We start from the raw sequence: 19,522 nt of genomic DNA, 5'->3' as shown, positions 1-19,522 counted from the left end.
TGACGTTGGTATCCAGAACGAACATTGAGAGCCCTCAGTCAAACGATGCGCCATGGATCTGGAGATTGAGACGAGGCGGATCGAAATCGATGCCGTCCCCACCGGGGATGCCATCCATGACGTCGAGGAGCGAGAGTTCGCTTTGACCGACGATGCGGTAATAGTCGTCGATTTTCAGCAGCGCAAAGGCAGGACGCCCACGGTCGGTAATAAACACAGGGCCATCAACAGCCGCGCGCTTGGCCGCTGACACGTCACGAGTGAAGTCGCGGCTAGAAAACGTATGGATAGTCATGTCGATCTCCTGAAACGAATCAATGTTTGCATGTTACGACAAACATGGTGAGTTGTCAATTTGACCATTCACGACATTTGACCATTCACGAAGAAGCTAAATGCTCAATATTGACAATGAGTTAGGCTTGTTTCTGCAGTCTTTTACATGAATCCCGGCCGACCCTCTACTGGGTCAAGATGGAAGTTTCGAGTGTGACCGTGACGGCGGAACGACCGCACGGCATCCGGTACAGCTTGACATTGCATGCGCCGGACAACACGCGGCTAATTGGTTTCGATAACGCCCATGGTGTGAGGCCCGTAGGTTCGCGCTTCAAGCATGCAAGGAAAAGATTCCCGTACGACCATTCGTGAGAGTCACCCAGACTCAATGGATGCCTTAGCCAAAGCTGTGGGAAAACATGTTCCCAATGTATCGCGGTCGCTACACACCATGGCGCAATATGGTTTGGTCAAGCTAACCAAACATGGTCGAACGGTCATGCCCCAAGTTACCTCCGAGCGAGTTACGGTGGATTTTCGCTCGTTTTACCTTTTCGAATATGAAGGGACTTCCGCGATTGCGCTACCGCAACAAGTTTGCCAAGATCGGAATGTCGAGTCCATTCATCAACTGAAAGGGGTATCCCATGAACGACATTTCACAGGCAACTATTGTTCGGGTCGGTGTTGATTTATCCAAGAAGTATTTCCAAGTGCACGCCATCACGCGGCTTGGGGAGGTCACTCTGGCCAAGGCATTTTCTCGGGATCGGTTTTTCACCTGGTGCTCCGAGCTGCCGTCTGGCTGCATGGTGGCAATGGAGAGCTGTGGAGGTGCGCATCATGTCGCGCGCCGCCTTCGTGACATGGGTTTGGATGCCCGACTTATTGCCGGCAGTTTCGTTACGCCCTATCGGATGGCAGGCAAGAGCGGGAAGAACGACGCCAACGATGCGGCTGCGATTTGCGAGGCAGCCGGTCGCCCCCAGATGCGATTCGTTCCCACAAAGACTTGCGAGCAGCAAGGTCAGTTGGCCATCCACCGATTGCGTGAAGGTTACAAAGAGGAGCGAACGGCCTGCCTCAATCGCATTCGTGGACTCCTCGCTGAATTCGGCCTGGTGTTCCCCCAAAGTCCTGAAGCGTTGAGAGGGGCGATACAGGAGGTCCTTGAGGACGCCAGCAACGAGTTGCCGTCGGTGGCGCGGTTGGCTCTTGACCGCGCGAATTCGCATTACACAGAGCTTGACAAGGAAATAGCCTGGTGCGATGAACGGATCCGCGCCCACGTCAAGAGTGATGAGCGGGCAAAGAAGGCAGCCCAACTGCTTGGAATTGGCCCACTGACAGCCTCGGCACTGGTATCGACAGTGGGCGATTTCGCCCAGTTTCACAGCGCCCGGCAATTCGGGGCATGGCTTGGCCTGACTCCGAGCCAGAATTCGACTGGAGGTAAAGCCAAGCTGGGCGGTATCACCAAGCGTGGCGACACCTATCTGCGTACCTTGCTTATTCAAGGGGCCAAGTCTGCCGTCATGAGTGCGGGCAAGCGTAGCGACCGCATCAGCGCTGTTGCAACTCAGGGAGCGCATCGGCTGGCAAAAAACGGTCGTAGCTCTGGCCAACAAAAACGCCCGAATACTGTGGAGCGTGATGACAAGAGGTACCACGTACGACCCCGAACACGTCCCAACGTATCCGGGTACGATAGCCGTCGCTTAGGCGCAGACAGATCTCGCAGCACAGATATTGTTTTTTTGCCAACAGACGTGCGCTCGAAGATGCTCACCACAGGTCAGACCGGCAGCAGATGAACTCGACATTCCCTCAGTGGCAGGCGACGCCTGATCACGCTTTTCGAATGGAGTCCTGCTGAGCGGTTCGTATCTGGGGCCTCGGTGAATCCCACCGAAACAAGCCCGCCTGTAGATGTGCAGTCTGTCCTTGCTTGGTGTCGCTATCGAGCAAACGTCAACTGGTTAGATTTCAAGTGTCGGCATGCGTGAGGTAGAAAAACCGTTCTTGACTTAACTGGAAGTCCCTGTAGAGGGGATGGGCTCATTTAGCCATCTACACCAAGTCGCTGGTCAAAGCGGTCTGATCGGTGCAGGGCCGAGACCGCCCGGCAGAGCACTCCCGCTCAATGCACATGATCATCGGGCGGCGGCAGGATGCGCGGCTCGCGGTGGATGCGTTCGATTTGGTCGAGCAGAAACTGCGTGTCGCGCCAACCTTCACCGGCGCCCTCCTCGTCCTGCGGCAGCCAGCGCGCTCGCACATAGCCGAACCGGTCGAGCAGGAATTCCATGTGAGACGGAGCTTCCCCCAGGATGGTCTTGCCGGGGTCGCTCAAGGTGCGCCGCAACAGCAGGTAGGCGGTCGCCGCCTCCTGCGCCCCATCGGTGACAACGGGGAACGGCTGCGATTGCAAGGGCGGGGTGCCTGGCAACGCAATGGCGATCACCTCGGCGCCGCTGGATTTCAGGCGCGGATAGACACGCGCCAGTTCGGCCAGGCGTTGCGCCGAGAAGGGCTGCGAGTAGAAGACCAGCAGCACGGACTTGCGCTCCCTGTACGCCTTGAGCGCCGCGGCCAGTCCCGACCGGGTCACAAAATCGAAATCGGGCGGACCGAGCCAGGGCCGCCCGGGCACCACCTGCGGTGTCAGGATGCGGGCCTGAAAACCGGCGGAGAAGGCGCGCAGGAAGTTCACCATGTCCCAGCGTTCCTCCTCGGTCATTTCCTGCGCAAAGCCGGGCATGGCGGTGTTCGGCTTGCCGTGGGTGAGCCACCAAAAGAGATCGCCCGCCGTGTGCAACGCGGTATGCGGCTCGGTGAGGTCGGCGGGCCTGGTGGGCAAGCGGGTGGCCAGCGGACCGTCCCCCTTGCCACCCGGACCGTGACAGGACACGCAGTGCTGGGAATACAGCGCCGCCCCGCGCGTGACCGACACCGCGTTGTAACTGACATCCGTGCGCCGATAGGTGTCGGGATAGGCGTCCACCGAGAGCGCGTATAGAACGATGACCAGCCCCGAGAGGGTCATCAGCACGGCAGCACCCAAACGGATCCGGCGCCCGCCCTGCGCCGCGTCGGCGCGGGGCCCTGACACAAGGGCATGCACCAGCCAAGCCAGTCCGCCCATAGCCAGCAACGACGCACCCACGACCGTGTTCACCCCCCCCGGTTTGTCCCAGGTGGCCGCGAGCGACAGACGAAACGGCAGCGGCCACACCATCTGCGCATGGGCCGCGGGCAGCGTACCTGTCAGACCGGCTGCGAAGAGCAGGATCAGCAGCACAACGCCCAGTTCCACCCGGACCAGACCGGCCGCGCCTTGCCACGCAAGACCCTGCTCAAATGCCACCTTGCCCATACGCGGCATCCAGACCCAGCGAACCCGCGCTGCAACAAGCAGCACCGGCACCAGCAGAACCATTTTGGCCAACACCTGCAGACCGAACGATGTACTGAGCAGCGGGGCCAGGCTGCGTTCGAGCACCGTCATCAGACCGCCGAAGATGTCGTCTGTCCGTGCGGGCCAGCGGATCGGCGCGCCGAACTGCAGGTACGCGATGAGGGTGCCGGATGCAGCGATGAGAGCAACGCAAACCGTCGCAAGCACAGAGAAGCGGCGCAACACGCCGAGGAACATCTGCCGGAACGGCGGATCCCGGCCTCTTGCCGCCAGGTGAAGTCCGTAGGCCAGCGCCGGCAACCCTCCGGCCCAAGCGCCCGCCGCCAGCAAATGCACCGCATGGCCGGCACCTGCGAGCCAAAGCGGTTCTGTGGCAGCGCCGTGCCCGGTAAATACCGAGGCCGCGTTGATTCCCAGCGCCAGGGTGAGCAGCGCCACACAGACGACGCGCTCGCCGAACCGCGCGCTCAGAGGCCCTCGGCTCAGCAACAACAGCAGCAGAACCAGCGCTGCCGCCTGCCGCACCTGCCAGACCGCGCCGTAGCGCGTTCGCTCCAGCAGCCTGACCCATTCGGACCACTCAAAGGCCGCCTCGCCGCGGCCGCTGACCGAAGCCGCCTGCAACATCAACAGACCTGCCGCCGTGGCCAGCAGCAGTGCCACCAGCCATGGCGCGGCGGCAAAGACCGCGCCACGCCAGCGCGCGGCATCCGGGCTTCGGCCAGGACCCGCGAGCAGCAGCAGGGCAAAGCTGCCCAACAGCACCAGGCCGCTGGTCAATTGCAGCCAGCGCAGCGCCGTGCCGAGGAATTCCATTTACTTCCCGGCGCCCTCGGCCTTCACGGTGAAGGTATAACCGTAATCGACCGTATGGCCATCGACCGAGAGCACCCGGTATTTCACGGTATAGGTACCCGGGCTGAGCATGGGCAATTCCAGCGCCAGCAGTTTGGGGTCGTCCTTGTCAACCCGGGCCTTCTGGGTCGTGACCGGGCCGGCACCTTCCCTGATCACGCTGATCGTCGCGTACTCGGGCTCCAGCCGCTCGTTGAACCACAGCCTGACCTGCGGCGGCGGTTTGGACAGCGTCGCCCGCCGTGCCGGTTCGGACTTGACCAGCGCGGCATGCGCCAGCGCCGTGCCAGTGGCGGCCATGGCCAGCAGCGCGACGAGCCACGAAACCATCTTGCGCCGGGCGTTCACTCGGCGCGCACCCAGGTTTGCGAGCGCCCTATCATCGGCACGCCGATGAAACCTCGAACCTCGAGTTTCTTGCCCCCGTCGGCGGGCCGCAGACGCAGCCGGTAGGTCGACCCATTCTCCGGATCGAGCACCTCGCCGCCGTCCCACAGCGCAGCGTCAGCGGTATTGTGTTTGATGCCGCGAATAATCGTCATCCCGACCACCGGCTTGTCCTTGCGGTCGTCGGTGCATTTCGTGCAGACGGTCGCCGCCTTGGGATCGAGGAGTTTCTCGATCACGCCACTGAGCACGCCAGCCGATTCGCTGATGCGAATCAAGGTTTTCACCGTCTTGCCGTCGTCGTCAATCGTCTTCCAGAGCCCGACGGGCGTGTCCTGCGCAAAAGCAGGACCGGCTGCCCAGGCAAAGGAGGCGATGGCGAGTACGTGTTTCAATGTCTTTCCGATTGTCATGAGACTTTCCTTCGTTGTGGGTAGGCGAGCAACGACTTCATGGGCCGATGATGCTATTACTTCAATAGCTGCTTGCACTTCTATTCATTGGCATCAAGGACGACTTGACTGTACGTTCAAGGTTTGACCTTACCCTGATTCGAAACGACCACCACACTCACCTTCTGTACCGAAAATTCGATGGTCTTGTGGGATGCATCGGACCAGTACACGCTAATGACGCGCGGCCCAGGGGCTGCGGGCAGGTCAAAGGCGTAGCGGTAACGATTCTTGCCCACGCGGACCAAGTCCGCCATCATCGGCATCAGAGACGTACCGTCGATACCGACATGCAGATGAACGCCAATGGACTTGGCGCTCATCGTCATGTTCGCCAGCTCCGCATCGGTCTCGAACTCGACCTCAATGTTGGGCCCGACCTGCGCCCCGGCAAGCGGCGACACGATGCGCAGCGGCGGCAGTACCTTCATGTCCTTCGCCGCGCCGCTCTTGGATGCGGCGTGCGCGTGCTCGGTCGCCAAGGCGACGGGTCCCGCCAGCGCACCCATCAGGACCGCGATACAGACAGCGGAAACTTTTTTCGATTGCATGGTTTTTTCCTCATATCCGTAAGCCATAGAATCTGGCCGACCGGGCGCGAAGCCCTGCAAGAACCGTCGGCCCGTCGCCGGCTGCACGGCAGGCAGCCGCGCACAACTCCCCGGCGCACTCCTTCGCGCCATCGGTCATATATCGGTCATTTCTTGGGACGTATCGCGTCTGCCGTTCCCTGGATGAAGGCCTTGATCTTCTCCACATCGTCCACGCTCAGCTTGCCCGTGAAGTCAGGCATGCCCCGGCTCATGGCGGGACCTTTGAAGATGAACTTGTCGAGGTTTTCGATGAAGGCCGCGTTCATGTAACCGAGGTTGGGGATGTTGCCGCCACGGTCCACGCCGGGAACACCATGGCAGAGAACGCAATTGCTGACATACAGCAAGGTGCCGGCCTCGTAGTGAGCCGGGTCGTATTTCACCCCTGCCACCAGTTCGCCCATCCGGTAAGCGACGAAGTCCGGCATGGGCGCTTTGCCGCCAACGGCAAAGGTGTAGACCGTGCCCGGACCTTGCCGCTCGGTGGCCCGCTTATCCTGACCGTAACTGCCGCCCCATCCCACGGCAATCGACACGTACTGCTTGCCATCCACCAGATAGGTGATAGGCGCAGCCACCACGCCGGTCCCCGTGGGCGACTCCCAGAGTTTCTCGCCATTTTGGGCGTTGTAGGCGATGAAACGCCCGTCCGCCGTGCCCTGAAACACGAGGTTACCGGCCGTGGTCAGCGTGCCACCATTCCACGGTGAGACCTGTTCCTGGCGCCATGCTTCTTTTTGCTGTACCGGATCCCAGGCAATCAGTCGGCCAAACGGCTTGCTTTTTGGTGGGACTGCATTGATGTAATTGCCGGTATTCCAACCGGTACCGGAGCCTGGCTGACCTGGCTTGTTGGAGTTGAAGCTCCAGTTCTTGTCATCCATCATGTTGACGGGTATGTTTTGCGCAGGCAAGTAGACCAGCCCGGTCCGTGGATTGAACGACATGGAGTGCCAGTTGTGCGCGCCGTAGGGGCCTGGAATGGCATCGTACGGTCGATCCGTGGGACGCGCATCGGCAGTCTCGATGGGGCGACCCGTCGCGTCGTAGCCGCTGGCCCAGTTCACGTCGACGAAGTTCTTCGCCGAGATGAACTTGCCGTTGGTGCGGTCGATCACGAAGAAGAAACCGTTCTTCGGCGCATGCAGGATCACCTTGCGTGGCTTGCCCGCTATCTTCAGGTCGGCCAGGATCATCGGCTGGGTCGAGGTGTAGTCCCAGTTGTCGCCGGGTGTTTCCTGGTAGTGCCAGACGTACTTGCCGGTGTCGGGGTTGAGCGCGACGATGGACCCCAGGTACAGGTTATCGCCGCCCGCGGGGCTGCGCTTGGCTGCCGCCCAGGGTGAACCGTTGCCGACGCCCACGTACATCAGGTTCAGTTTGGGATCGAAGGTCAGCGTGTCCCAGGCGGTGCCACCACCGCCGGCTTCCCAGTACTTGCCCGCGGGGTCCCAGGTCTTGGCGGCCTTGGCCATGGACTCGTCCTCGAACGGTTTGCTCGGGTCGCCGGGTACCGTGAACCAGCGCCATTTCTGGTCGCCGGTGGCGGCATCATAGGCCGTGATGTAGCCGCGCACGCCGTACTCGGCGCCGCCGTTGCCGATGATCACCTTGCCCTTGAACACGCGTGGCGCCCCGGTGATCGTGTAGCTGAACTTGCGGTCGATGATGGTGTCTTTTTCCCAGACCTTGTTGCCGGTGGCCGCATCGAGCGCGATCAGCCGGCCGTCGTAGGAGGCGACGAAGACCTTGCCCTGATACAGCGCCACGCCGCGGTTGACCACGTCACAGCAGCCCTTGTAAGCGGCCTCGCGCGGCACCTTGGGATCGAAGGTCCAGATCTTCTTGCCGCTGCGCACGTCAATGGCATGGACGATGCTCCAGGAGGCGCTGACATACATGACGCCGTCCACCACCAGCGGCGTGGCCTCGACGCCGCGCGTCGACTCGAGGTTGTAGGACCAGACCAAGCCGAGATCCTTGACGTTGGCGGTATGGATCTGCTGGAGCTTGCTGAAGCGGGTCTCGGCATAGTCCAGGCCGTGGCTGGGCCAGTCGTTCGTTCGCGCCTCATTGGCACGGATGAAGGCGCCGTCGACTTTCCTGGTCACGGCCGCAATGTGCGCCTTCGAGCCCTTGGCCTCCTCGGCCATGACGGGCGGCGCGGCCATCACCAGCAGCGAAACCACCGCCAATGTCAGGGCCATTGCAGGTCGGTTGGCGGTTTTTTCTTGACGCGCGTTACCCGCCATGTTCATCCAAATTTTCATCTTGTCTCCTTTTTTCATGCTGTCTACTTTTGAGGTACGTCGGTGATCGGGGGTTTTCGCCGCTGTCTGGTAAGCCGGTACAAGAGCCAGGCCATGCCGATAAAGAACAAGGGCAATGGCAGGTATTTCCAATAGTTGCGCACGCCGACGCGGAACGGAAAGACCGAGGTCTCCGTCTTCCCGCTGGCCGGGTCGGTCGCGCTGAGCAGGCCGATGTACCAGCCGGGCTCGCTGAACTTGTGGTCCAGGGTGACCGTGCCGCGCGGATAAACCTTGGCCGGCAGCGCCACCATCGTCCGCTGCGCGATTTGGTCCGTGTCACCAAGATCCTCGTAGCGCGCCTTGGCACCCAGCCCGTCCGCGTCACGCAGGATGCGGAACTCGACCACGCGTTCGCGCAGCGCGGGCTGGATGAAGTCAATCACGATCACTGCCCGTCCGACTTCGGGGATGTCCTCGCAGAACTCCTGACTGGCACGGTGCTCGGGCTGGTAGCCGGCGAAATGGGCCCGGTCGCTGCCGATGCGCAGGATGCACTTGTCGTCTTCAATGCCGACCCCGCCATGGGCCCATGCCGATACCGCAGCCACGGCCAGCAGCGCGGAACTCAACGTTCGGATCAGTCGCATCTCCATTACCCCCCGAACAAAGGGATCATCGGTCCGCTGATCTCTACTGGATAGCGACGGCCCTGCGCATCGAAGAAGAACAGCATGCCGGCCACCACCGCATCCGGGGAGGAGATCATCGTCGTCATGCGCTGCGTCTCCCACATCGCATCGTCCGCATAGACCACGATCTTCTTCGTTTCTCCTGGATTGATCGAGCCGCCCTCCACGCGCAACGCGTCTGTCGCGACCAGATCGTCCTGGTCTTTTGGTGTGACCTTCAGCACCGCGGAATTGATAAAGCGCAGGCCGCCTGAGGCAAACTCACCAACGCTCACGGGACTCTTCCCGCTGTTGGTTACCGTGAGCTCGATACGGAAGCTCCGGCCCGGGATGCGGTAGCGTGCATCATCCATCGTGACCAACACCGGCGAAGGCGCCATCTTCAGGGGCGGCGTCTTGATCTTGCCGGTCTGTAGCGGCGTCGTGACCGGCCAGCGCTCGGTGGCATAGAAAAACCCGCCAGCGATAAGCATCAGCGTAGCCACCAGGATAACCAGTGCCGCCTGACGGTCGCGCGTGGTGATCATGTCGTCGGCGTTCTCACCCAGCGCGCTGGCACGCCGGAACCTCGGCAAGATCAAAGGCACCTTGGTCAGCCAATAGCCAAACCAGACCAAACCAAGCACAACCCACACCGCTGACCAGGAAGCCGCATTGGCAAAGCCGTGCGTTTCCAAATCAAGGGTTTGGCCGAACAAGGTTTTGATGCTGTTGTCAAATGCCGCCGGGTCGCCCCCGACCTCGACCCAGATGCCGGGCCCAATCATCGGCCCGGCATCCTGGACGTTGATGATGGGATGCAGGTGATAGCGGCCGGGTGTGCGGGCCTTCAGCGTGATCTCGAAGTTGTACTGCTCACCGCGCTTATACGAACTACTGCGTATGGTGGGCACACCGTTGACGCGGCTGTCCAGGCGCACAAAAGAAGGCCCGGGTACGCCCACATTGAGATAGGCGGTGTCCTCGATGGACGCGACATGCTCCGGCCAGGACAGGGAAGGAACAAAAGTTCCCTTGACGACCAGAATCTGGTTGACATCGAGCTTGCGCGTCGACAAATCCACGTCAAACCAATGCACGGTGCGCATGCGCAAAGCGGGTTGCTGAGCCTTTTCACCATGGGCATACGTCGGCGTTGCCGAAAACGTGACCAGGACGACGATCAGGCCTTGAATGACTGCGAACAATTTTGCAATGAAATTCATGACCTCTTCCTTAAACAACTTTTCGCAGCCACACGGCCTTGACACCGAGTGAGCCAACCCAGGCCCAGAACCAGAGGCTCAATATGGTCAGGAAGCCAGCAAAAACCGCCGTCAGCGGTGTGACTGCATCGCCGAATGTCCTCAAAGTACTCTGCTCGATGATGCGCACATATTCGGGCATGGCAGTGCGGATGTACTCAAAACCCATCACGTCCGCCACCGTCATCAGCGTGCCGTGCATTTCGACCGGCACCATGAACGGAGCCAGCAGTGGCCAGTTCATTGGGTACAGAAGCAGCCCCGAAAGAAAGCCAGCAAAAATCCCCGTGAAAAACCAGCTGCGCGTAAGCAGCAAGGTGCAATCGATCAGTAGACCCACGCCAATGAAAGTCGACGGCAGCACCATGTTCATCGGAAAACCCGCGAACTCATGAAAGTTCAAGTACCGGCTCAACCAGCCCGTCAGCGTCAACCCGATAATGCTCAGCGTCGCACCCAGAGGTATGCGCAGCAAATGCCAAAAGGCATATCCAAATACGCCGGGCAGAATAACCAGCACCAAGGGCGTGACCAGCGGCCAATAACGGCGGTCCCGCCAATCGATCCAGTAATCCCAGTCCCCCACCAGCAAGGCAAACTGGAAGGCGAATACGGACCCCAGAAGCACCACAAAGAGCGGAATGACCACCCAGTCAACCTGGGCATCAACGCGGGCCGCTTCCTGCGGGCTAAAGGCGGCCTCAGCCGGAGTCAAAACGGACATTCAAAGTCTCCAGAAATAAATTGGGAGGTCAAGCGCACAGCTTGTCATCGAGACCTAGCCCCGATGCATTTACCCGGAAAGGCGTATCAGTGAGCCGCTTGAAGCTCGGCTTGCGGCGACACCGACTGCTTCGTCAGCTCGGCCACGCGACCCAGTATCTGCAGGAGCAATCCACCAGCCGCAAACGTAGACCAGCCCAGCAACACAAAGCCATAGTGAATCGGCGCGGCGAACAACTCCTCTGCATAGAAGAAAGTGTGACCCCACTCGTTGAATCCCACATTGGGCATGATCATGAAAGCGCCGGCGACGATGATCGCGAACGGCAGCGAAATGCGATTGCCAAAGAGCGGGATGCGCGTGTGAGCGTAGGCGAACGAGATGAAGCCCCAAAACACCAGCAAGGGCACGCAGAAATAAAACAGACCAATGTGGGTGGGGGTGAAATCAGTATCCCGGATCGTCACCTGGTGCCAGGCTGCATCGGCCTCCGTGTAGATCGAACCGGTCACATAAAACATGATGGCGAACAGCAAAATGAGCGCCATCAGCACGAACAGGCGCCGCACCTCCTCTCGTGGCCCGATCCGGGAAAAATCCCGCTCACGGGTACGCCATAGATACACCAGAGCCCCGGTTCCCAGCGCGCCAATCAGCAGCAACTGTCCGTACAGCAGACGCATCCAGTAAACATCGAACTCGTGGCTGAAATAGTCGAGCCCGTATGTGAACGCCGACGCCTCGGAGTAGATGCGATAGCCGGTATAGAGCACCGCGAACGCAAGCAGCGCCAAAAAGAATTTGGCCCACGGAGCACCTATTTTCTCCCGGGAGGATTTTCCCTCGCCGCCGGCTACCCGCATGCCCCCGGCACCTTGAATTGAAACTGTTTTCATTGTCATGTCTCCTGTCGTGTGAATCGTGTGAATTAAGGGTAATCACTTAGCCTCCACCCACTTGCAAGAAAGAGGCTCGGCCAGCTTTGCGCCAACACTCGAAGAATGGTAGATCGAAGCACACGACGTTGCACCTAACTTTCGTTAGGGTGATTTCCATGGCGCATCTCAATAGACTTACTTCGACCTCGAATCGACGTGATACGAGACCAAAATAAAATGCAGGAGACAGAAATGAAGGTGACTTCCAATGCCATGCGGCTTGTCAACCCCGACGAACCGGCGGGACAACCGGAAATAGACCGCATCTTCGCCGCGCAGCGTGAGACGGCCTTACGGCTTCGTCAATCAACCGCCGCGCAGCGGCTCGACAAGATCGACCGCCTGAAGCGGGCCGTCCTGGCGCGCCAGGCCGACATTCAGCGCGCTGGCGCACTGGACTTCGGCAAACCGGCCGCCGAGGTCGACCTGACCGAAATTTTACCCATCGTGGCCGAAGCCAACGATGCGCGTCGCCATCTGCGCCGCTGGATGAAGCCGAACAAGGTTTTCCCGACCCTGCTGATGTTTGGCACGTCAAGCTACGTGCAGTGCGAGCCCAAGGGCCGCTGCCTGATCATCTCGCCGTGGAACTATCCCGTCAACCTGACCTTCGGCCCACTGATCTCGGCCATCGCCGCCGGCAACACGGCCATTCTCAAACCCTCGGAGATGACACCCCACCTGTCGGCGCTGATGGCGGAGATCGTGCGCGAGGTGTTTCCCGAAGACGAGGTGGCCCTGTTCCAGGGCGACGCGTCGGTCTCGCAGGCGCTGCTGGATCTGCCCTTCGATCACATCTTCTTTACCGGCTCGCCGGCGATTGGCCGCGTGGTGATGGCCGCGGCGGCCAAGCACCTGACCAGCGTGACCCTGGAGCTGGGCGGCAAGAGCCCCACCATCGTTGACGCCACGGCGGACCTGAAGGCCGCGGCGGCCAACCTGATGTGGTCCAAATGCACCAACAGCGGCCAGACCTGTATTGCGCCGGATCACGTCTACGTCCACGAATCGGTCAAGGATGTTTTTGTAGAGCACTGCCGCCAAGCCCTGGCCAAAGCCTACGGTGAAGGAGATGCCGTGCGCACCAGCCCTCACCTGGCGCACATCGTCAATGAGCGCCATGCCAAGCGCATCGTCGGACTGCTGGATGACGCACTTGAAAAAGGTGCCAGACTGCTGGCCGGTGGCCAGCACCAGACAGATCGCCAGTTCGTCGCGCCCTCCTTGATCGACAACGTCAGCCCGGATGCAAAGATCATGCAGGAGGAAATTTTCGGCCCGTTGCTGCCCGTCATTGCTTACCGCGATCTCGACGAAGTCATAACCAAGATCAACGACCAGCCCAAGCCGCTCGCGCTGTACATCTGGACGAAGAACCACAAGGTCGCCGACAAGGTGCTGCGCGAGACGAGTTCGGGCGGTGCCTGCGTCAACCACAGCGTCGTGCAGTTCCTGCATGGCCGCCTGCCCTTTGGCGGTGTCAACAACTCCGGCTTGGGCAGCGCACACGGGATCTACGGGTTCAAGGCCTTCAGCCATGAGCGCGCGGTCGTCAAGACCTGGCTGTTGCTGGCCTCCACCTTCTACCCGCCCTACACCCATCTGTCGCGACGGCTGATCAACTGGACGCTGCGTCTGGTCTGATGGCCTCGGTTGCACCGAGCTAGCCTGGTGCATTTCTTTTTTCTCTGAATCGCATAGGGACAAATCTTGAAATTCGATTACATCATCGTGGGCGCCGGTTCGGCCGGCTGTGTCTTGGCCAACCGATTGAGCGCGGATCCGTCGAACCGCGTGTGCCTGCTCGAAGCGGGACGGTCCGACGACTCACCGCTGATCCGCACGCCCATGGGCCTCGTGGGCTTGCTCGCCACCCGCAAGTACAACTGGTATTTCGACACCGAACCACAAGCCGAACTCGAAGGTCGTCGCCTGTACTGGCCACGGGGAAAAACAATCGGGGGTAGCAGCTCGATCAATGCCATGGTCTACATGCGCGGGCAACAGGCTGATTACGACGCATGGGCAGCAGCGGGAAACGCCGGATGGGCCTACAAGGATCTGCTGCCGATCTTTATGGAACATGAGAATAACGAGCGCGGTGTCTCGACCTACCACAGAACAAATGGACCACTGAACGTTGCCGATGTACGCTCGCCCAACCCGTTGTCGAGCCGCTTCATCGACGCCGCCGTGCAATGCGGCATTCCGCGCAACATGGACTTCAACGGCGCGCAACAGGAAGGTGCGGGGCCTCACCAGGTGACCCAGAAGAACGGGGAACGCTGGAGCAGCGCTCGGGCCTTCCTGCACCCTGTCATGGACCGGCCGAACCTGACCGTGCTCACCGGTGCCCATGTCACACGCATCCTCTTCTCGGGCAAACAGGCCGTGGGGGTCGAGATCGAACGCAAAGGCGAACGCCAGCGCATCGAGGCCGAACGTGAAATCGTGCTGAGCGGCGGCGCCATCAATTCACCGCAGCTGCTGCTGCTGTCGGGTGTCGGACCCAGGCAGCAATTGACGGGCCTGGGCATCGACCTGGTCGCCGACCTGCAGGGCGTGGGCCAGAACCTGCAGGACCATCTCGACGTGACGGTGATGATCCGCGACCGCAGCAAGCAGGCGATTGGTGTCGCGCCTGGTTTCCTGCCGAAAGCACTTGCCGGGCTCTGGCAATACTGGCGCAAGCGCGAAGGCTTCCTGTCCAGCAACGTGGCCGAGACAGGGGGTTTCGCCAGGCTCTCGCCACAATCGGCGCTGCCAGAGGTGCAATTTCACTTCCTGCCGACCTACCTGCGAAACCATGGCCGTGACCTGGCCCCCGGCTACGGCGCCACCTTGCACATGTGCCAGTTGCGCCCCCAAAGCCGTGGTTTCATCGGCCTCAAAAGCGCCGATCCGCTGGCCGCACCGATGATTCAGCCCAACTACCTGAGCCATGCCGACGACTGGGACGAGATGCTGCGTGGCCTGAAACTTGCACGACGCATCTTTGAGGCCAAGGCCTTCCACGACATCAATGGCGGCGAAGTGGCGCCGGGTGCCGGCGTGCGCAGCGACAAGGATCTGCGGGCCTACATCCGGCGCAGTGCGGAAACCATTTACCACCCGGTCGGCAGTTGCAAGATGGGCAATGACGACATGGCCGTGGTCGATGCGCAGTTGCGGGTGCACGGGCTTTCGGGCCTGCGTGTCGCCGACGCATCGATCATGCCTACGGTTATCGGCGGCAACACCAATGCCCCTTGCATGGTGATCGGCGAGAAGTGTGCGCGGGCCATCCTGTCAAGCCACAAACTTCAGTAGATTCATTCGCATAAAAGTCACCACCCCGCAGAGGCGCTATGGCACCTCTCATCACGATACCCGGCCAGTGGCCGGATTTAGCCTTAACCAAAAAATCCAAGGAGACTTCATGAACGGTCAAATGATGAGCGCCCCCCTGCTCATTTCCTCACTCATCACCCATGCGGCACGCCATAGCGGCGATGTGCCCATCGTCTCGCGCCGCGTCGAAGGCGACATCCACCGCATCACCTATGCGCAATTGCACGACCGCGCGCGCCAGATGGCCCATGCGCTCGGCAATCTCGGTGTGAAAGCTTCGCAGCGCGTCGCCACGCTGGCCTGGAACGGCTACCGGCACCTGGAACTGTATTTCGCCGCCTCCGGCAGCGGTTCGGTGCTGCACACCCTCAACCCGCGCCTGCACCCGGACCAGTTGCTCTACATCCTCGACCATGCCGAGGATCAGGTGCTGTTCTTTGACCTGACCTTCCTGCCCCTGGTCGAGGCCGTGGCGGGGCGCTGCAAGACGGTACGTCACTTTGTCGCGATGATCGACAAGGACAAGATGCCGGCGAGCAAGTTGTCCAATCTGCTGTGCTACGAAGACCTGATCTCGGCGCACAAGCCCGACTTCGCATGGCCCACTTTCGACGAGAACACCGCCTCGTCGCTGTGCTACACCTCGGGTACCACCGGCAACCCCAAGGGCGTTCTCTACAGCCATCGCTCGACGATGCTGCACACCTATGCCTCGCTCATGCCGGACGCGATCTCCATCTCATCGCGCGACTGCGTGATGCCGGTGGTGCCGATGTTTCACGCCAATGCCTGGGGCCTGCCCTACAGTTGCGCGATGGTCGGCGCCAAGCTGGTGCTGCCGGGGGCCGCGCTGGACGGCAAGTCGCTGCACGAGCTGATTACCACCGAGCAGGTGTCGTTTGCGGCCGGCGTGCCCACGATCTGGCTCGGCATGCTCCAGCACGCCGAGCAGAACGCGCTCAGCCTCGCCCCCTTGAAGCGCACCATCATCGGTGGCTCGGCCGTGCCGCCAAGCATGATGCGAGCCTTTGAAGATAACCATGGCATTGAAGTCATCCACGCCTGGGGCATGACGGAGATGTCGCCCCTGGGCACGGTCAGCCGGCTGAAGCAGAAACACCTGTCCCTGCCACTGGACGAACAGCATGCGCTGCTCGCCAAGCAAGGCAAGGTCGTGTTCGGCGTGGACATGCGCATCGTCGATCCGCAGGGGGCCGACGTCCCCTGGGACGGCAAGACGCCGGGCGATCTGCTGGTGCGTGGCCCTTGGGTAGTCCAGAGCTACTTCGGCCCTGATGGCGCCAAACCCCTGGTGAGCGACACGACCGGCGCGCAGTGGTTCCCCACCGGCGACGTGGCCACGATCGACGCCGACGGCTACATGCAGATCACGGATCGCAGCAAGGACGTGATCAAGTCCGGCGGCGAGTGGATCGGCTCGATCGACCTGGAAAACGTCGCCATGGCGCACCCGGCGGTGGCGATGGCAGCGGCCATCGCCGTGCCGCACCCGAAATGGGATGAACGGCCCTTGCTGGTGGTAGTGCGCAAGCCGGGCGCGGAGGTCACCCGCGAAGCGCTGATTGAACACTACAAAGGCAAGGTCGCCTCCTGGTGGGTGCCTGACGACGTGGTGTTCGTCGAGGCCATCCCCATCGGCGCCACTGGCAAGATGCTGAAGAACCAGTTGCGTGAGCAGTTCAAGGACCACCGGCTGCCGGGGGTCTAAAAGATTTGCGGTAAACATATTCAATGAATGCCGCAAAAGCAAGCCCCATCAAACTAGCCAGGCCCGAGTGCGAGCTTCGCGCAAAGCACCCGTGCGATTTTTCACGCCCAGCTTCGCGTAGATGTTGTGAAGATGCCATTTCACCGTGCCCTCGGTCAACACAAGCCGACCCGCCACTTCGCCATTGGACAGGCCATCTGCCAGCAGGCGAAGGATCTGCAGTTCGCGCTCGGTTGGTCGCTCCTGGTCCGCGGGCGCCGCATCCTGACGTGCAGATGCAGCGCCCGCGGCAAGCAGCAGCGTTCGCGCGTATAAAAACGCCGGCGTGGGACTCTGCGGCTTGTCAGCCACGCGGCGCAAAAGGCTCTCCAACTCGGGGCCTTCGTCAAGGTACAGGCGCACGTAGCCGTTCGATGCCGCGATGCGAAGGCTTTCCATCACCGCGTCGTGCCCACCCTCGGCATCTCCTGTTCGCACCAACGCCAGTGAGCGCAGCATCAACAACTCGGCCAGCTTGTGCTGCTGGTGGCTGCGTCGCGCCCTGGCGATGCCGGAATCGACCCATTGCAGAGCGAGATCGGGCCGCCCCTGCGCGAGATCGAGGCGGGCCCAGAGGCGCTCGGCCTTGTCTCTGTGCAGATTGGTCTGCGGTCCTTGCGGCAGCAACCCATTATCGTTGGCCATTTGTCGCGCCGCCTCGACGTCGCCGGCGCGCAACAGCAGCAGCGCACGTTCGGCCACCATCGTGAGCTGCAGGCGCACGAAGCCGCGCGCCAGTCCCACGCGCTCGCCCTCCGCCGCCGCATCGAGCGCACCGGATATGTCGCCCCGCGCCGCCTGCAGACGTGACGCCGCCACGTAGCCCGCGACCATCGCATCGACAATGCCCTGGTGCGGCAGCAGTGGCAGTGCCGCTTCCACTTCCACCATCGCGTCAGTGCACTGGTTGCGTTCATACAGCAGCAACGCGCGGATCGCGCGCAGCATGGCCGCCAGGCCCGCGGCGCCGGGAGCGAAAGCTGGCTCTTCGGCCAGCGCCGAGGCGCTGTCTGCCAGGGCATCACGATGCCGCCCCGCCTTGAGCAGCGAGGCGGCCGAGATCACCCGCACCCACATGTGGCCGTAAGGTGAAGGAGCCTCCTCGAACTTCACTTGCGCCTCGCGCAAGGACTGGGCAGCCTCGGCGAAGCGTCCATTGCATTTGTGCGCATAGGCCAGCACCGTTTGTGCGGCTCCATAGTGGAATGGGTCCGGATCGGGTGGCCCTGCCAGCCACCGGCGCACAAAGACCTCGGCATCGGCCTCGTTATCACGCAGGCCGGCGATCACGCCGCGCTGAAGGACGGTCGTATGCAGGATCAAGCGAACGCCGGCTGATTGTCCCTTGCCACAAGCCCGCTCAATGCGCGTCAGCCACGCTGCCGCCTCGGCATAGCGGCGCAAAAACACCAGCGCCCACACCGCTTGCAACATCAGCGCGCAGTCTGGCTCCACGCCGCGTGATTCCAATTGCGCGAGCAGGTCCAGGAAGGTCTCGTGCCGGCCCTCGCCCTGCACCAGTTGACGCGCGTAGCCGGTCAGATAAGCCGACGCCAGCCTTGCGTCATCACCTTCCAGGGCCACGCGGATCGCACGGTAGACCTCGCCCCGGGCATGCCACCATTGCGCACAACGCGTTCGCAGTATGCGCACAAACACAGGCCTCAGCCCCATGTCGGCCAATCGCGTCAGTGCGCGCTCCGCCACCAGCGCATGCAAGGCGTAGAACGGCTCGCCAGCCACGCGTCCCCGACGCTGCACGATGCCCAGTTGCTCGCCTTCGGCGATCGCCTCCGCCCCCTCGGGCGCATCGAGCGCGACCAGCAGCGGCAGCGTGAAGTCGCCAATGGCGGCCATCACGAACAGCGCCTGCCGTCGGGCCGGCGCGAGGCCCTTGAAGAAGCTCTCGTAAACGAAGCTGTCCATTAGCAAGTTACTGCTGCCCCCGGCGGCCTCCTGTACGCCCTCGCCGCTGGCGAGGGCAAGCTGTACCAATGCCGGCCAACCCTCGGTGATCCCGACGATATGCTCAACCTCTTCGTCACCGGCCGACAGGCGGCGCCGCCGCACCAGTTCCCGCACATCCTGCGCGTCGAGCTTCAGCTCGTGCTGTGTCACCCAGCGTACCAGCCCGCGCGCGGTCAGCACGGCCAGATCGAAATCCATCCCTTCGCGGCCGCAAACGACGAACCTCAAGTAGTCGGGTGCCGCCACCAACAGACGGCTCAGGGTGTGAGCGCTCTCGCTGCCACGCAACACATGCACATCGTCGAAGAACAGCACCATGGGACGACGACGTTGGCCAAGGGCCTGCAACAACGCCAGCAAGCCGCTCTCGACCGCCGCCGTCGCGTCGATGGCACCCATCGCGACAGGCTCCGACGGACCTCCGACTGCATTCAACAAAGAGCGCACAAAGAACACCTGGTCGCGCCAGGAAGCGTCGAGCCCCACCCACACGGGGTCGGCGTCTTTGCAAGCGCGAAACCATCCTCCCATCAATGTCGTCTTGCCATAGCCGGCCGGCGCAACGATGGCCACGATCCGATCACGCATGGACAAGGGCGCAATCGCCCGCCGCGCAACCGTGGCC

15 protein-coding genes and 1 pseudogene are annotated in these 19,522 nt (G+C 61.6%); 5 read left to right on the top strand and 11 right to left on the bottom strand.

The window, feature by feature from the left end; genetic code table 11:
* Positions 1 to 34: 34 nt before the first annotated feature.
* Complete coding sequence (locus B7G53_RS18125) at positions 35 to 295, bottom strand: type II toxin-antitoxin system Phd/YefM family antitoxin (RefSeq protein ID WP_096670287.1); 261 nt, start codon at positions 293 to 295, stop codon at positions 35 to 37.
* 321 nt (positions 296 to 616) lie between these two features.
* Here B7G53_RS18125 and B7G53_RS23445 point away from each other — a divergent pair, with 321 nt between their 5' ends.
* Positions 617 to 970: an HVO_A0114 family putative DNA-binding protein gene (locus B7G53_RS23445; protein ID WP_441338999.1), complete on the top strand. Its 354-nt coding sequence runs from the start codon at positions 617 to 619 to the stop codon at positions 968 to 970.
* Positions 927 to 2,001, top strand: a pseudogene (locus B7G53_RS18120) (IS110 family transposase). The gene B7G53_RS23445 and the pseudogene B7G53_RS18120 overlap by 44 nt, the downstream one beginning before the upstream one ends.
* 418 nt (positions 2,002 to 2,419) lie before the next feature.
* Here B7G53_RS18120 and B7G53_RS18115 read toward each other — a convergent pair.
* From B7G53_RS18115 to B7G53_RS18075, 9 genes are all read right to left on the bottom strand, one after another.
* Positions 2,420 to 4,513, bottom strand: a complete 2,094-nt coding sequence (locus B7G53_RS18115) for a c-type cytochrome (protein WP_096670285.1) — start codon at positions 4,511 to 4,513, stop codon at positions 2,420 to 2,422.
* The gene (locus B7G53_RS18110; protein ID WP_205853030.1) at positions 4,514 to 4,900 is read right to left on the bottom strand and encodes a copper resistance CopC family protein; all 387 of its coding nucleotides are present in this window, start codon (positions 4,898 to 4,900) and stop codon (positions 4,514 to 4,516) included. It abuts the gene before it with no gap.
* Positions 4,897 to 5,352 (bottom strand): DUF2147 domain-containing protein, encoded by a 456-nt coding sequence (locus tag B7G53_RS18105; protein WP_096670283.1) that lies wholly within the window; start codon positions 5,350 to 5,352, stop codon positions 4,897 to 4,899. The genes B7G53_RS18110 and B7G53_RS18105 overlap by 4 nt, the downstream gene beginning before the upstream one ends.
* A gap of 116 nt (positions 5,353 to 5,468) precedes the next feature.
* Positions 5,469 to 5,942 carry a hypothetical protein gene (locus B7G53_RS18100; protein WP_096670281.1) on the bottom strand — a complete coding sequence of 158 codons (474 nt, stop codon included), beginning with the start codon at positions 5,940 to 5,942 and terminating at the stop codon, positions 5,469 to 5,471.
* 146 nt (positions 5,943 to 6,088) lie between these two features.
* Positions 6,089 to 8,137 carry a PQQ-dependent dehydrogenase, methanol/ethanol family gene (locus B7G53_RS18095; RefSeq protein ID WP_255250073.1) on the bottom strand — a complete coding sequence of 683 codons (2,049 nt, stop codon included), beginning with the start codon at positions 8,135 to 8,137 and terminating at the stop codon, positions 6,089 to 6,091.
* Positions 8,138 to 8,277: 140 nt separating this feature from the next.
* Entirely contained in the window at positions 8,278 to 8,883 is a 606-nt protein-coding gene (locus B7G53_RS18090; RefSeq protein ID WP_141396382.1) for a hypothetical protein, read from the bottom strand.
* Positions 8,884 to 8,888: 5 nt separating this feature from the next.
* Complete coding sequence (gene amoB / locus B7G53_RS18085; protein ID WP_096670277.1) at positions 8,889 to 10,130, bottom strand: bacterial ammonia monooxygenase, subunit AmoB; 1,242 nt, start codon at positions 10,128 to 10,130, stop codon at positions 8,889 to 8,891.
* 10 nt (positions 10,131 to 10,140) lie between these two features.
* The gene (locus B7G53_RS18080) at positions 10,141 to 10,893 is read right to left on the bottom strand and encodes a methane monooxygenase/ammonia monooxygenase subunit A (protein WP_096670275.1); all 753 of its coding nucleotides are present in this window, start codon (positions 10,891 to 10,893) and stop codon (positions 10,141 to 10,143) included.
* Between the two features lie 86 nt (positions 10,894 to 10,979).
* Positions 10,980 to 11,789 (bottom strand): methane monooxygenase/ammonia monooxygenase subunit C, encoded by an 810-nt coding sequence (locus tag B7G53_RS18075; RefSeq protein WP_176491404.1) that lies wholly within the window; start codon positions 11,787 to 11,789, stop codon positions 10,980 to 10,982.
* A gap of 234 nt (positions 11,790 to 12,023) precedes the next feature.
* Here B7G53_RS18075 and B7G53_RS18070 point away from each other — a divergent pair, with 234 nt between their 5' ends.
* From B7G53_RS18070 to B7G53_RS18060, 3 genes are all read left to right on the top strand, one after another.
* The gene (locus tag B7G53_RS18070) at positions 12,024 to 13,475 is read left to right on the top strand and encodes an aldehyde dehydrogenase family protein (protein ID WP_255250071.1); all 1,452 of its coding nucleotides are present in this window, start codon (positions 12,024 to 12,026) and stop codon (positions 13,473 to 13,475) included.
* 66 nt (positions 13,476 to 13,541) lie between these two features.
* Positions 13,542 to 15,140 (top strand): GMC family oxidoreductase, encoded by a 1,599-nt coding sequence (locus B7G53_RS18065; RefSeq protein WP_176491403.1) that lies wholly within the window; start codon positions 13,542 to 13,544, stop codon positions 15,138 to 15,140.
* A gap of 109 nt (positions 15,141 to 15,249) precedes the next feature.
* Positions 15,250 to 16,890 (top strand): 3-(methylthio)propionyl-CoA ligase, encoded by a 1,641-nt coding sequence (locus B7G53_RS18060; protein WP_096670269.1) that lies wholly within the window; start codon positions 15,250 to 15,252, stop codon positions 16,888 to 16,890.
* A gap of 48 nt (positions 16,891 to 16,938) precedes the next feature.
* Here B7G53_RS18060 and B7G53_RS23280 read toward each other — a convergent pair whose 3' ends face one another.
* Complete coding sequence (locus tag B7G53_RS23280; protein WP_255250070.1) at positions 16,939 to 19,485, bottom strand: LuxR C-terminal-related transcriptional regulator; 2,547 nt, start codon at positions 19,483 to 19,485, stop codon at positions 16,939 to 16,941.
* Positions 19,486 to 19,522 lie beyond the last annotated feature (37 nt).

This window comes from Polaromonas sp. AET17H-212 (assembly GCF_002379085.1).
Taxonomy (GTDB): Bacteria; Pseudomonadota; Gammaproteobacteria; order Burkholderiales; family Burkholderiaceae_C; genus Polaromonas.
The sequence above is the reverse complement of the archived record's forward strand: the minus strand, read 5'-3'. Positions and strand labels throughout refer to the sequence as shown.